This window comes from Mycobacterium sp. RTGN5, assembly GCF_033804465.1.
In the GTDB taxonomy this organism is placed as follows: domain Bacteria; phylum Actinomycetota; class Actinomycetes; order Mycobacteriales; family Mycobacteriaceae; genus Mycobacterium.
On record NZ_JAPZLA010000002.1, the window covers coordinates 192,023 to 205,348 of the forward strand.

13 protein-coding genes are annotated in these 13,326 nt (G+C 68.1%); 8 read left to right on the forward strand and 5 right to left on the reverse strand.

What is annotated here, in order from left to right:
• Positions 1 to 7: 7 nt before the first annotated feature.
• Both SLQ31_RS13495 and SLQ31_RS13500 read left to right on the forward strand, forming a co-directional pair.
• Positions 8 to 529 carry a polyadenylate-specific 3'-exoribonuclease AS gene (locus tag SLQ31_RS13495; RefSeq protein ID WP_319433362.1) on the forward strand — a complete coding sequence of 174 codons (522 nt, stop codon included), beginning with the start codon at positions 8 to 10 and terminating at the stop codon, positions 527 to 529.
• Positions 530 to 580: 51 nt separating this feature from the next.
• Positions 581 to 1,969, forward strand: coding sequence for a class II 3-deoxy-7-phosphoheptulonate synthase (locus SLQ31_RS13500; protein WP_319433364.1), 1,389 nt, complete (start codon positions 581 to 583; stop codon positions 1,967 to 1,969).
• Here SLQ31_RS13500 and SLQ31_RS13505 read toward each other — a convergent pair.
• Positions 1,966 to 3,162: a protein kinase domain-containing protein gene (locus SLQ31_RS13505; RefSeq protein ID WP_319433366.1), complete on the reverse strand. Its 1,197-nt coding sequence runs from the start codon at positions 3,160 to 3,162 to the stop codon at positions 1,966 to 1,968. The genes SLQ31_RS13500 and SLQ31_RS13505 overlap by 4 nt on opposite strands.
• 60 nt (positions 3,163 to 3,222) lie before the next feature.
• Between SLQ31_RS13505 and SLQ31_RS13510 the strand changes: the two genes are divergently transcribed.
• The gene (locus SLQ31_RS13510; RefSeq protein ID WP_319433368.1) at positions 3,223 to 3,627 is read left to right on the forward strand and encodes an Rv2175c family DNA-binding protein; all 405 of its coding nucleotides are present in this window, start codon (positions 3,223 to 3,225) and stop codon (positions 3,625 to 3,627) included.
• Here SLQ31_RS13510 and SLQ31_RS13515 read toward each other — a convergent pair.
• The 4 genes from SLQ31_RS13515 to SLQ31_RS13530 form a co-directional block, all read right to left on the reverse strand.
• Complete coding sequence (locus SLQ31_RS13515) at positions 3,545 to 5,137, reverse strand: alpha-(1->6)-mannopyranosyltransferase A (protein ID WP_319433370.1); 1,593 nt, start codon at positions 5,135 to 5,137, stop codon at positions 3,545 to 3,547. The genes SLQ31_RS13510 and SLQ31_RS13515 overlap by 83 nt on opposite strands.
• A 4-nt stretch (positions 5,138 to 5,141) precedes the next feature.
• Entirely contained in the window at positions 5,142 to 6,200 is a 1,059-nt protein-coding gene (gene idsA2 / locus SLQ31_RS13520; protein WP_319434624.1) for a bifunctional (2E,6E)-farnesyl/geranyl diphosphate synthase, read from the reverse strand.
• Positions 6,201 to 6,291: 91 nt separating this feature from the next.
• Complete coding sequence (locus tag SLQ31_RS13525) at positions 6,292 to 6,978, reverse strand: LppM family (lipo)protein (protein WP_319433372.1); 687 nt, start codon at positions 6,976 to 6,978, stop codon at positions 6,292 to 6,294.
• A gap of 23 nt (positions 6,979 to 7,001) precedes the next feature.
• Entirely contained in the window at positions 7,002 to 7,601 is a 600-nt protein-coding gene (locus SLQ31_RS13530) for a GNAT family N-acetyltransferase (RefSeq protein WP_319434626.1), read from the reverse strand.
• A gap of 273 nt (positions 7,602 to 7,874) precedes the next feature.
• Between SLQ31_RS13530 and SLQ31_RS13535 the strand changes: the two genes are divergently transcribed.
• The 5 genes from SLQ31_RS13535 to SLQ31_RS13555 all read left to right on the forward strand — a co-directional run bounded on the left by SLQ31_RS13535 (position 7,875) and on the right by SLQ31_RS13555 (position 13,292).
• Positions 7,875 to 8,282: a DUF3040 domain-containing protein gene (locus SLQ31_RS13535; RefSeq protein WP_319433374.1), complete on the forward strand. Its 408-nt coding sequence runs from the start codon at positions 7,875 to 7,877 to the stop codon at positions 8,280 to 8,282.
• A 331-nt stretch (positions 8,283 to 8,613) separates the two neighbouring features.
• On the forward strand, positions 8,614 to 9,045 hold the full coding sequence (gene mraZ, locus SLQ31_RS13540; protein WP_163699067.1) for a division/cell wall cluster transcriptional repressor MraZ: 432 nt from the start codon (positions 8,614 to 8,616) through the stop codon (positions 9,043 to 9,045).
• Positions 9,020 to 10,198 (forward strand): 16S rRNA (cytosine(1402)-N(4))-methyltransferase RsmH, encoded by a 1,179-nt coding sequence (rsmH, locus tag SLQ31_RS13545; protein ID WP_319433378.1) that lies wholly within the window; start codon positions 9,020 to 9,022, stop codon positions 10,196 to 10,198. Before mraZ ends, rsmH begins: the two co-directional genes overlap by 26 nt.
• Complete coding sequence (locus SLQ31_RS13550; RefSeq protein WP_319433380.1) at positions 10,198 to 11,346, forward strand: hypothetical protein; 1,149 nt, start codon at positions 10,198 to 10,200, stop codon at positions 11,344 to 11,346. The genes rsmH and SLQ31_RS13550 overlap by 1 nt, the downstream gene beginning before the upstream one ends.
• A 62-nt stretch (positions 11,347 to 11,408) precedes the next feature.
• On the forward strand, positions 11,409 to 13,292 hold the full coding sequence (locus tag SLQ31_RS13555) for a penicillin-binding protein 2 (protein ID WP_319434628.1): 1,884 nt from the start codon (positions 11,409 to 11,411) through the stop codon (positions 13,290 to 13,292).
• The last annotated feature ends 34 nt before the right edge of the window (positions 13,293 to 13,326 follow it).

Consider the following 13,326-nt stretch of genomic DNA (forward strand, 5'->3'; position numbering starts at 1 on the left):
GCGGCAAGTGCGGTTCTTCTACGACACCGAGTTCATCGACAACGGCCGGATCATCGACCTGATCTCGATCGGGGTGGTGGCCGAGGACGGGCGCGAGTTCTACGCGATCTCCACCGAGTTCGACCCCGAGTCGGCGGGCAAGTGGGTGCGCACCAACGTGCTGCCGAAACTGCCGAGCCCGTCGTCGCAGCTGTGGCAGTCGCGGCGCCAGATCCGGGAGAATCTGGAGGAGTTCTTGCGCATCGACGGTGACGAGCCGATCGAGCTGTGGGCCTGGGTGGCCGCCTACGACCACGTCGCGCTGTGCCAGTTGTGGGGACCGATGACGAGCCTGCCGCCCCAGATCCCGCGGTTCACCCGTGAACTGCGCCAGTTCTGGGAAGAGCGCGGCTGCCCGCGGATGCCGCCGCGGCCGCACGACACCCATGATGCGCTCGTCGACGCCCGTCACAACATGCGCCGATATGTGCTGATGACCACCGGCGTTGACCTTGGGGTCGCCTCCACGGACACCACTTCCCGCAGGTAGCCGCTGCGCGCGGGTGTAAAAAGCGCTTTCGCGGCCCGTTACCATAGACGGGTGAACTGGACCGTTGATGTACCCATCGAACAGCTGCCGTCGCTGCCGCCGCTGCCCGCTGATCTGCGCGGACGGCTCGATGCGGCACTGACGAAGCCGGCGCTGCAGCAGCCCAGCTGGGATCCTGAGCAGGCCGCCGCGATGCGTACCGTCCTGGAGAGTGTGCCGCCGGTCACCGTGCCGTCGGAGATCGAGAAGCTGAAGTCGCAGCTGGCCGATGTGGCCCTGGGCAAGGCCTTTCTGCTGCAGGGCGGCGACTGCGCCGAGACCTTCGTCGACAACACCGAACCGCACATCCGGGCCAATATCCGCACGCTGCTGCAGATGGCGGTCGTGCTCACCTACGGCGCCAGCATGCCGGTGGTCAAGGTGGCCCGCATCGCCGGGCAATACGCCAAACCGCGCTCGTCGGACACCGACGCGCTGGGGCTCAAGTCGTACCGCGGCGACATGGTCAACGGTTTTGCACCGGATGCCGCTGTGCGCGATCACGATCCGTCACGGCTGGTGCGGGCCTACGCGAACGCCAGCGCCGCGATGAACCTGGTGCGGGCGCTGACGTCGTCGGGACTGGCGTCGCTGCACGCGGTGCACGACTGGAACAGGGAGTTCGTCCGCACCTCACCGGCGGGTGCCCGCTACGAGACGCTGGCCGGTGAGATCGACCGTGGCCTGCGCTTCATGACGGCCTGCGGTGTCAATGACCGAAACCTGGACACCGCCGAGATCTACGCCAGCCACGAGGCGCTGGTGCTGGACTACGAGCGCGCGATGCTGCGGATGGACGCTGAAGCTGTTGGCGGGCCCAAGCTGTACGACCTGTCGGCGCACTACGTCTGGATCGGGGAGCGCACCCGCCAGCTCGACGGCGCCCACGTGGCCTTCGCCGAGGTGATCGCGAACCCGATCGGCGTCAAGATCGGTCCGACCACCTCACCGGAACTGGCGGTGGAGTACGTCGAGCGGCTCGACCCGAACAACGAGCCCGGTCGGCTCACGCTGGTCAGCCGGATGGGCAACGGCAAGGTGCGCGACGTGCTGCCGCCCATCATCGAGAAGGTCCAGGCCTCCGGCCATCAGGTGATCTGGCAGTGCGATCCGATGCACGGCAACACCCATGAGAGCTCGACGGGCTACAAGACCCGCCACTTCGACCGCATCGTCGACGAGGTGCAGGGCTTTTTCGAGGTGCACCGGGCCTTGGGCACCCATCCCGGTGGCATCCACGTCGAGATCACCGGCGAGAACGTCACCGAATGTCTCGGCGGCGCGCAGGACATCTCCGATTCCGACCTGTCCGGCCGCTACGAGACGGCGTGCGACCCGCGGTTGAACACCCAGCAGAGCCTGGAGTTGGCGTTCTTGGTCGCGGAGATGCTGCGCGACTAACCGATCAGGCCACCCAGGTTGGTCCCCAGCGTCCAGCCTGCGGCGGCCACCCCGCCGGTGAGCAGCAGCACGATCAGCATCCAGAACACCACCGCCCGCCGGGCGCGCTGGCGTTCAAAGATGAATTCGCCGATCTCGATCCCAGCGAATTCACTTGCCGCGACTGGGCTTTCGTCCTCGACCGGAGTGGGCTCCCAGTCTTGCGGATCGCGGACGAGCTGCCGCGTGGGGTTCGGGGGGACCGGTGCGGGCGCGGCGGCGCGATAGTCGTCGGTGGGCCGGCTGTGAAAGGCCGTGGCGGCGGTGTGCTGGGCGGAGTTCTTCGGCGCAGGCACCCGGAACTTCGGTAGGGCCAGTTCGTGGCTGATCGCATCGAGGTCCTCGGCCATCTCCGCGGCGTCGGCGAATCGTTCGTCGGCATTGCGGGCGGTGGCACGCGCGATGAACTCGTCGAACTGGCGCGGCACTCCGCTGATCGCGGTACTGGGCAACGGCACTTCGTTGTCCATCCGCTGATAGGCCACGGTCAGCGGGTTGTCGCCGGTGAATGGTGTTGTGCCGGTGATCAACTCGTAGGCCAGGACCCCGACGGCGTAGACGTCACTACGGGCGTCGGCGGTGCCGCTGCTGACCTGTTCGGGGGACAGGTAGGCCGCGGTGCCTAGGATGACACTGGTCGAGGTGATACCGGCTTCGGCCACCGCGCGCACCAGGCCGAAGTCGACGAGCTTGACCTCGCCGTCGTCGGAGATCAGCACGTTCTCGGGCTTGACGTCGCGGTGCACCAGCCCGGCGTGATGCGCGGTGGCCAGACCGCCGAGCACCGGGCGCAGCACCGCCGCCGCGGCGTGCGGGGGCATCGGGCCACGCTCGCGCAACAGCTCGCGCAGCGTGCCGCCCTCGACCAGCTCCATGACGAGAAACGGATGGCTGCCATCCAGGCCCTGGTCGTAGACGGCGACCAGGCCCGGATCCTTCAACCGGGCCACTGCGCGTGCTTCGCGCTGGAAGCGGGTCAGGAACTGGCTGTCGCTGGCGTAGCGCGCATCCATCACCTTCAGCGCCACCGGCCGGTCCAGGCGGATATCCAAGCCGCGGTACACCGTCGACATTCCGCCGGTGGCGATCTTGGCGTCGACGCGGTACCGGCCTTCCAGCAGCACGCCGTTGAGTGGGTCCGACGTCACCGCCACATGGTATGCCGTGCCAGTCGGCCCTCGGTCTTACACCTGGGGGGGTCTTACACTGGGGGGGTGAGCAGCATTCCGGCCGGCAAGGACGTATTGGATCCCGACGAGCCCGTCTACAACCTTCCCGAAGTCGCCGAGTTGTTGCGCATCCCGGTGACCAAGGTGCACCAGCACTTACGCGAGGGCCATCTGGTCGCGGTGCGACGCGGCGGCGTCCCGGTGATCCCCAAGGCCTTCCTCAACCAGCACGGCGAGGTGGTCAAGAGCCTGCCCGGGTTGCTGGGCGTCCTGCGCGACGGCGGTTTTCACGACACCGAGATCCTGCGCTGGCTGTTCACCGCCGATCCGTCGCTCACGGTGACCCGCGACGGGTCACGTGAGGCGATCAGCAACGCCCGCCCGGTTGATGCGCTGCACGCGCATCAGGCTCGCGAGGTGGTCCGGCGCGCCCAGGCCATGGCTTACTGAGCGAATACCAGGCGGCCACGGCGCAGGCGGTGGCCAGCAGCACGTGGATCCACGAGTACATGCCGTGCGAGCCGTCCGGCTTGAAGATCACCATGATCCAGGTGGAGAACCCCGCGATCAGCGCGATCGCCGCGCGGGACTGGGCCAGTGCCGACATCACCGCCAGCGGCCAGGTGTAGTACCACGGCAGAGCGGCGGGCACGAACAGCACCACCATCAGCATCGCCCATGCGATGCCCATCAGCGCCTCGCGGTCGTCGTGACGAAACCGCCACCACAGCAGCGGAAGTGACACCGCGATGACGATGATCCCGGCGATGCGGGTGACCTCGAGGACGGCGTAGAAGTTCACCGGCACGAACAAGCTGCCAACGGCGTTGGTGAGGTTGGCGATCGCGGTCGGGATGGTCAGCCAGTTGATGATCTTGACCGAGCCGGCCAGCGCTGTCAGCCAGCCCAGACCCACCCCGGCCACCCACGACAGCACCGCGAACACCGCGATGAAGATGGCCACCGATGCCGCCGATGCGGTCGTGAAAGCCCTTATGGCAGAGGGGTCCCCCCGAGACTTTTGCAGGTGTCGCATCCACACCCACACCATGAACGGCAGCGCCAACACGGCGGTGGCTTTCACCGCGACCGCGATGGCGATCAGCGTCGCGCCGGCGGCGTGATGGCGGGCGAAGGTCAGCGCGATGCCGGCCATCATCAGACCGACCATCAGCATCTCGTTGTGTACACCACCCATCAGGTGAATGATCACCAGCGGATTGAGCACGCAAATCCACAGGGCCACCGCGCCATTCGCGCCGATATGACGGGCCACCCGCGGTGCCGCCCAGATCAGCATCGCTAATCCGGGCAGCATGCACAGCCTCAGCAGCATCGTGCCGGCCACCACGTGGTCGCCGACCAGGCTGGTGACGAATCGAGCCACCAGGATGAACGCCGGTCCGTAGGGCGCGGTGGTGGTCGTCCAGATCGGGCTGACGTTGTCCAGCAACGAGTTCTGGTTCTCCACCGGTCCGACGGCGTAGGGGTCGAGGCCGTCGCGCAGCAGCGCGCCCTGCGCCAGATAGGAGTAGGTGTCACGGCTGAACAGCGGAACGCTCAGCAGCAGCGGCGCCAGCCAGAAGCCGGTCGTCGCGATCATCGAGTACTCGCTGACCTCGGCGTCCGGGCTTGACTCATCCCCGGGTCGCTGCGCTCCTGCCCGCCGGCCCACGCGGCGGCCCACCCACAGCCAGGCCACCAGCATCACCACCACGCCGCCCCACAGCAGCACCGACGACACCACAAGGCCGTGGCCGAACCGCAGCCAGGACAAGTGGATCGACTCGAGCAGCGGGTCGTGCTGGCGGGTACTTCCGGCACCCAGCCCGCCGAGCGTGATCAGTATTGCGCCGAGGAAACCGAGCAGGGCAGGCCTGCCCTCGTCGCCGGCGGTGAACGCCGCCAGGCGCGCGAGACCGGCCCGGGGTTTCGGTGGGGTGGGTGCAAAAGCGGACATAGGCCTACGCCGACCGATTCGCGGCCAATCTGGCGAGCTCGGTCAGGCCGGCCTTCGCCGGCGCATTGATCGGTGCGCTCTCCAGCAGGCCAAGTGCGCGGTTGGTGAGCAGTTCGATGCGGGCCTCCACCGCGGCCAGTGCGCCGACCGACTCGATGACATCGCACAGTTGGCGCACCGCGGCGTCGGTGAGCTCGGTACCGATGCCGGCCCGCAACCGCTCGGCGGCGGTCGGGTCGGAGGCGGCGGCCCGCTCAACGGCCTCGGCCAGCAGCACGGTGCGTTTACCGGATCGCAGGTCGTCGCCCGACGGTTTGCCCGTCACGGCGGGATCCCCGAAGACGCCAAGGACGTCGTCGCGCAGCTGGAATGCGACACCCAGGTCGGTGCCCAGCTCGTAGAAGACACGTTGCACGTCGGGCCGGTCGGCGGCGGCCGCGGCGCCCAGCTGCAGTGGACGCGAGATCGTGTACGACGCGGTCTTGAACGTGTTGACGTTCATCGCCGACTCGATCGACTCGGCGCCGCTGGATTCGGCGACGATGTCGAGGTACTGGCCGCCAAGGACCTCGGTACGGATGTCGGACCACACCCGCTGGACGCGGCGCTGGCCGTCGACGGGCAGATCCACCCCGGCGACGATGTCGTCGGCCCACACCAGCGACAGGTCGCCCAGCAGGATGGCCGCCGACCGGCCGAACTGCTCGGGGGAGCCCCGCCAGCCGCGGCTGCGGTGCAGTTCGGTGAAGTGGACATGGGCCGTCGGCCAGCCGCGCCGGGTCGCCGAATCGTCGATGACGTCGTCGTGGACCAGTGCGCAGGCGTGCAGCAGCTCCAGCGCCGAGAACAGCAGCAACATCCCGTCGTCCACGACCGCGTCGGGCTCGGCGGTCACCGCGCGGTAGCCCCAGTATGCGAACGCGGGCCGCACGCGTTTGCCACCGCGCAGGACGAAATCCTCGAGAGCGGCGATGAGCCCGTCGTAGTCGGTGCCGATGTAGGCGGCGTCGGCGCGACGCCCTGCCAGGTAGTCCCGCAGTTGATCGGTGACGGCGCCGGCCAGCTGGCTAGCCGACGGAGCTGTTGCTTCGACGCTCAGCGCGGCGCCCCTTTCTGTGTACGAGGTGGTGGGTTAACCCAGAGTAGAGCGTCGGCTAGCTGTCGACCTGGTCGGAGTTGGCGAATCGCGGTGAGCGATCGCGACTCACCCACGCCAATGTCCCGATGACACTGCAGACCACCAGCGCGCCGAGCCCGAGCCACATCGCCGCGCCGGTGAACGAGCGTGTGCTGGGATCGGTGTAGCGGGCCTGGGCGCTCATCGTCGAAACGACACCCGGCTTGAGCTTCCACTCGACGACATCGGTGTCGATCCGGTCGCCGTTGGTCGAGGTCACCTCGCCGGGGAAGGAGACCGTCAACTCCACGTCGGCGTCGGGGTCGCTGACGCTGGTCAGGTCGACCCGGCCTTCGAGGATCACCAGATTGCCCGCCCGCCGCAGCGAGATGTCCACTCCGGCCGCCTCACGGTTGAGGTTGGCCAGCTGCGGCACCTCGGAGAACGTGAGGTTCGAGAACACCGCCTGGGAGCCGACGAAGTCGTCCGTGTCGTACTTCGACACCGAAATCTTCTGGCTGAAGGGCACATTGAGATCGAACTGGGGTCCCTGATCGTTGGAATCGCGCGGTTTTGCCGCCGCGAGGATCTGCCCGGAGACCTGGTCATCGGGCGACACGGTGATCGAGGCGTGCACGCGCACGCAGCCGACCGCCAGGGGCGCCACGAGGAGCAGCAGCAACGCCACGGCGCGGAAGCGCAGGCGGCGGGATCGGTCGCGCACGTGGGTATCGTGCCAGATTCGGGCTAAAGCGGGAGGCTACGGCCCAGAATGGCGAACGCGCGCGGGTCGCCGGCGAAGTGGTAGCCGCGGATCACGTCATTGAATCCCAGCCGCCGATACAGCCGCCAGGCGCGGTTGGCCTCACCGATGATCTCCGGGGTGGACAGCAGCACGTGGGCTTCGCCGCGGCCGGACAGCAGCCGGCGGGCGAGCGCCTCACCCAGTCCGCGGCCCTGGGCACTCGGGTGGATGTGCAGCTCGGTGAGCTCGAAGTAGTTGCTCATCAACTGGCCGACCTCGTCGGCAGGCATACCGATCCGGTGCAGACCCGCGACCACCTGCTGTTGCCACCACTGGTCGGGGGCACCGCAGTAGCCGTAGGCGATGCCGAGCAGGGGAGCGCCATCGAGTGCCTCGGGGCCGGCCTCCTCGCCGGTGGCGCCGTCTGTCTCGACCGCCGCGACCGCCTTCCAGCCCTGTCGACGGGTGTGTTCGAGCCACATCGCCGCCCGCTGGCCCTCGGTGCCGCGGGGGTAGCGCATGGCGTCGACATACACGGTCAAGGCGTCGTGAAGGCGCTGCGTCATGTCGTTGGGCGACAGATCGATGAGGAAAGTCGCCAACGCGTCGGTGTCCTTCTTCGTCTGGGGATCGGTCATGGGTGTACGGCCATTATCGGGGCAGTCCCGGGCGGCGTTCACAGGTGAGGTGATGACGAGCCCCTTACGTGATGATGGCGGGAACAGAACAACCCCTGGACACAGCTACAATCGGGTGGACCAACTAGGTGGTACGGCGCACCTTCAGCTCGTATCATTTGGTTAGTTGCCCCGGTAATCGCTGGGCAGCCAAGTTTTATCGGAATCGTGACCGGCCGCGTCGGCAAGGAGGGACGAATGCCACTCTCCGATCATGAGCAGCGCATGCTCGATCAGATCGAGAGCGCACTCTATGCCGAGGACCCCAAGTTCGCCTCGAGCGTACGAGGCGGAACTCTGCGGGCTCCCTCCACGCGTAGACGGCTGCAGGGCGCCGGCCTGTTCGTGATTGGCCTGGCGATGCTGGTCGCCGGCGTCGCGTTCCGAGCGACCATGATCGGCAGCTTCCCGATCCTGTCGGTGGTCGGCTTCGTGGTGATGTTCGGTGGCGTGGTGTTCGCGATCACCGGCCCGCGCGTCGCCGGCGGGCGGGACAAGTCCGGCCCGTCCTCCTCGGCCGGCCCGCGTCAACGCAAGGCCAAGGGCGGTGGCGGATCGTTCACCAGCCGCATGGAGGATCGCTTCCGGCGTCGTTTCGACGAGTGAGCGAACACTTTTCGCAGACGGGGTAGCCGAACGGCTGCCCCGTTTTTGTTTGCCTCGACCCGCCGCGCGACGCGCGCAGACCGGGTGTCGATGTGGCACGTCGGGGCAGACGCCCCACCCCGCCCCACTGGTCGTTGACCTGGCGTTTCGTCGATATCGGCGGTCCTTCTGGGGCGCGATGCGCGGTTTTGGTGGCAGAAAGTGGAGGAGACTGCCCGAAACCGGACCGTTATGTGGAGCAAAGTGGGGGATTGTGGGGTAGTGTGGCGTCTAACGGAGCGACGGCTCCAAGGGGCTGGGGCCCCAGTAGGTGCGAAGGGATGTGCACAGCATGTTTCTCGGCACGTACACACCCAAGCTCGATGACAAGGGGCGGTTGACACTGCCCGCCAAGTTCCGCGACGCACTGGCAGGAGGGTTGATGGTCACCAAGAGTCAAGATCACAGCCTTGCCGTCTACCCGCGTGCGGAGTTCGAACAGCTGGCCCGGCGCGCTACGCAGACCTCGCGCAGCAATCCGGAGGCGCGTGCGTTCCTGCGTAACCTCGCGGCCGGCACCGATGAACAGCATCCCGACACACAAGGTCGGATCACGCTGTCCGCGGACCATCGGCGCTACGCCAACCTGTCCAAGGACTGCGTGGTGATCGGTGCTGTCGACTTCCTCGAGATCTGGGACGCCCAGGCCTGGCAGGAATACCAAGAGACCCACGAAGAGAACTTCTCCGCGGCCAGCGATGAAGCACTCAGCGACATCATCTGAGCTGGCCGCCCAGCCGGAGGTAGCCCGTGCACCGTGGCCTCTGCCCGAACCGACCCTGACGTACTTCCCCAACGCCAGGTTCGCCGTCCCGGGCAGGGACCTCGATGCAGGGGCGCACCCTGACCACCAACTCGGAGGTCCCGTCGTGGTTGACGAATCCGACCCCAAATCCGGTCATGGGGGGCACGTCCCCGTCCTGCTGGATCGCTGCGTCGAGATTCTGGCTCCCGCACTGGCCCGACCGGGCGCCGTCCTCGTCGATGGCACCCTTGGCGCAGGCGGGCACGCCGAACGCTTCCTGACTCAATTCCCCGAGCTCCGGCTGATCGGCCTCGACCGTGACCCGGGCGCGCTGGCGATCGCCGGGGCGCGGCTGGCCCCGTTCGCCGATCGAATCACCCTGGTCCACACCCGGTACGACGGCATCGCCGACGCGCTTGCCGAGGCCGGTTGCGCGACAACGGATTCGGTTGACGGCGTGCTGCTCGACCTGGGCGTGTCCTCGATGCAGCTCGACCAGGTCGAGCGCGGATTCGCCTACTCCAAGGACGCTCCACTGGACATGCGGATGGACACCGACGCCCCGCTGACTGCCGCGGTCATCCTCAACACCTACAGCCGCGCCGAATTGACCAACATCCTCCGCCGCTTCGGCGAGGAGAAGTTCGCGCACCGGATCGCGGGCCTGATCGTGCAGCGCCGCGAGCAGGCGCCGCTGTCCACCACCGGCGAGCTCGTCGAGATCATCTACCGCGGGATTCCGGCACCGGCCCGGCGTACCGGTGGCCACCCCGCCAAGCGGACGTTCCAGGCGCTGCGGATCGCGGTCAACGCCGAGCTGGATTCACTGTCCGAGGCCCTGCCCGCCGCGCTGGCCGCGCTGCGCCAGGACGGACGCATCGTGGTGATGGCGTATCAATCGCTGGAGGACCGAATCGTCAAGACCACGTTCGCGGCGGCGACAGCCTCCCGGTCCCCGGAAGGTCTGCCGGTCGAATTACCCGGCTACGAGCCGGAATTCAGCGCGATCATCCGCGGCGCCGAGCGCGCCGACGCGGACGAAATCGAACGTAATCCGCGCAGTGCGCCGGTCCGGCTGCGGGCAGTGCAACGTGTGATGCCGGGCAAGCCGCGACGGGGAGGGAACAGCTGATGAAGGTCGGGCGTAAGCCGGCGGGTCCGGGAGATCGCGGAGCAGCCAAGGGCGAAGTCAAAAAGGACAAGAAGGCGCCTGCGCCGAAGAAGTCCGGCGCCAAGCCGGCGAAGGCGACCGCAGGCACGGCCACGGTGCGGCGCCGCGGCGCCGATACTCCGGCGCGCAGCGGACGCGCGACGGCTCGCCGCCCCCACGAACCGCGCGGGCTGCGGCAAGGCCCGCAGACCGCGCCCGTCGCCCGGCCGGCCGAACGCCCGGCACGGGCCAAGAACGTCAGCCAGGCCAAGGCCCGCGCGAAGGCACGTAAAGCCAAGGCCCCCAAGATTGTTCGGCCGCCATTACGCGATCGGCTGATCGCCCGACTGGCCACCATCGATCTGCGCCCGCAGACGCTGATGGCGAAGGTCCCGTTCGTGGTCCTGGTCATCGGGTCGCTCGGTATCGGGCTGGCCTTCACGCTGTGGCTGTCCACCGCTGCCGCGCAGCGGTCCTATCAGCTTGGCGCCGCCCGCTCTGTCAACGAGGCGCTCTCGCAGCAGAAGGAAGCCCTCGAACGGGACGTGCTTGAAGCCGAATCCGCGCCCGCGCTGGCCGAGTCCGCGCGCAACATGGGCATGATCCCGTCCAAGGACACCGCCCACCTGGTGCAGGACCCGACGGGCAACTGGACCGTGGTCGGCAAGCCCAAGCCCGCCGAGGGCGCGCCGCCGCCGCCGCTGAACAACAAGCTGCCCGACGCCTTGCCGCAGCCCCCCGCCGCGCCGGCGCCGCCCGCTGCCGCCGCACCGAAGCCGGGCAGTTCGCCAGAGGTTCCCGTGCGTGTCGTACCCACACCGCTCGGTGGGCTGCCGTTCAATAGTGCAGTGACCCTGCCACCTGGCGCCCTGACCGTTCCGCCCGGCACGGTTCTGCCGCCGAATGCACTGGCATTGCCCGGTGTGGCGCCGTTGCCCGGCGTGCTGGCGACGGCCCCGCTCGCGGTCCCGCCGGCCGGCGTGCTGGCTGTGCCCGCCCAGGCCCCGGCCGCGCCGGCCGCCCCGGTTGTCGTTCTCCCGCCCGCGCCCGCTCCGGCCGACGCGCCGCCGGCCCTGACGCCTGATCTTGCGCCCGCCGCGCCTGTCGCGCCCGCCGGGATCGGGCAGTGAGCCGTCGGGACAAGTCCGACAAGGCCACCGGACCCGCCAAGGCCACGCGGCCGCGCAGCCGGGTGGTCAAAGCCCAGCCGGATACCGGGCAAGGCCGGTCGGCCAAGGCGCGGCGCACCCGCGAAGCGACTGAAAGCGGCAGCCGGACAGCGTCATTCCTGTTTCGCCATCGGGCAGGCAATATCGTCATCTTCATCGCCCTCGCGGTCGCCGCCGCCCAGCTGTTCAATCTCCAGGTGCCGCAGGCCGCCGGCCTGCGCGCCGAGGCCGCCAGTCAGCTCAAGGTGACCGACGTCGAAAAGGCCGTTCGCGGCAGCATCGTCGACCGCAACCTCGACAAGCTCGCGTTCACCATCGAGGCAAGGGCGCTGACCTTCCAGCCGACCAAGGTGCGCAAGCAGCTGGCTGAGGCCAAGGAGAAGTCGCCCGCCGCACCGGATCCCGACAAGCGCCTGACTCAGATCGCCACCGAGGTCGCGGCCAAGCTCAACAACAAGCCCGACGCGGCCACCCTGCTGAAGAAGTTGCGCAGCAACGAGACCTTCGTCTATCTCGCCCGCGCCGTCGATCCGGCGATCGCCAACGCCATCACCAAGAAGTACCCCGAGATCGGTGCCGAACGCCAGGATCTGCGCCAGTACCCCGGTGGTGCGTTGGCGGCCAACCTCGTCGGCGGCATCGACTGGGACGGCCACGGCCTGCTCGGCCTCGAGGATTCGATGGACTCGAAGCTGTCGGGCACCGACGGCTCGATCACCTACGACCGTGGGTCCGACGGCGTCGTCATTCCCGGCAGCTACCGCAACAAGCACGACGCGGTCAACGGCTCGACCGTTCAGCTCACCATCGACGACGACATCCAGTACTACGTCCAGCAGCAGGTCCAGCTGGCCAAGGACGCCTCCGGCGCCAAGAACGTTTCCGCGGTGGTTCTGGACGCGAAATCCGGTGAAGTGCTGGCCATGTCGAATGACAACACCTTCGACCCCAGCCAGGACATCGGGCGCCAGCAGGACAAGCAGATGGGCAACCTCTCGGTCACGTCGCCCTACGAGCCCGGTTCGGTCAACAAGATCATCACCGCCTCGTCGGTGATCGAGTACGGGCTGTCGAACCCCGACGAGGTGCTGCAGGTTCCCGGGTCGATCAACATGGGCGGCGTCACCGTCGCCGACGCCTGGAACCACGGCGTGATGCCGTACACCACCACCGGCGTGTTCGGGAAGTCCTCCAACGTGGGCACCCTGATGCTGGCCCAGCGCATCGGCCCGGAGCGCTACTACGACATGCTCGGCAAGTTCGGGCTCGGCCAGCGCACCAACGTTGGGCTGCCCGGCGAGAGCCCCGGCCTGGTTCCGCCGATCGACCAGTGGTCAGGCAGCACGTTCTCCAACCTGCCTATCGGCCAAGGTCTTTCGATGACCCTGCTGCAGATGACCGGCATCTATCAGACGATCGCCAATGACGGGGTGCGCATCCCGCCGCGGATTGTCAAGGGCACCGTCGCCTCCGATGGCACCCGCACCGAAGAGCCGCGCCCCGAAGGCATCCGGGTGGTCTCGCCCGACACCGCGCGCACGGTGCGCAACATGTTCCGCGCCATCGTCCAGCGCGACCCGATGGGATACCAGCAGGGCACCGGACCGGCCGCGGCCGTCGACGGCTACCAGATCGCAGGCAAGACCGGCACCGCACAGCAGATCAACCCGGCCTGCGGCTGCTACTACAGCGACGTCTACTGGATCACCTTCGCCGGCATGGCGCCCGCGGACGACCCGCGCTACGTCATCGGCATCATGATGGACGCCCCGCACCGCGCCGCCGACGGCACGCCCGGCTCGTCGGCCGCGCCGCTGTTCCACAACATCGCCGCGTGGCTGCTGCAGCGGCAGAACATCCCGCTGTCGGCTGATCCCGGCGCGCCGCTGATCCTGCAGGCCACATAACCGGTTGGCCCCGGTTGCTCGGTAGGGTTACCAC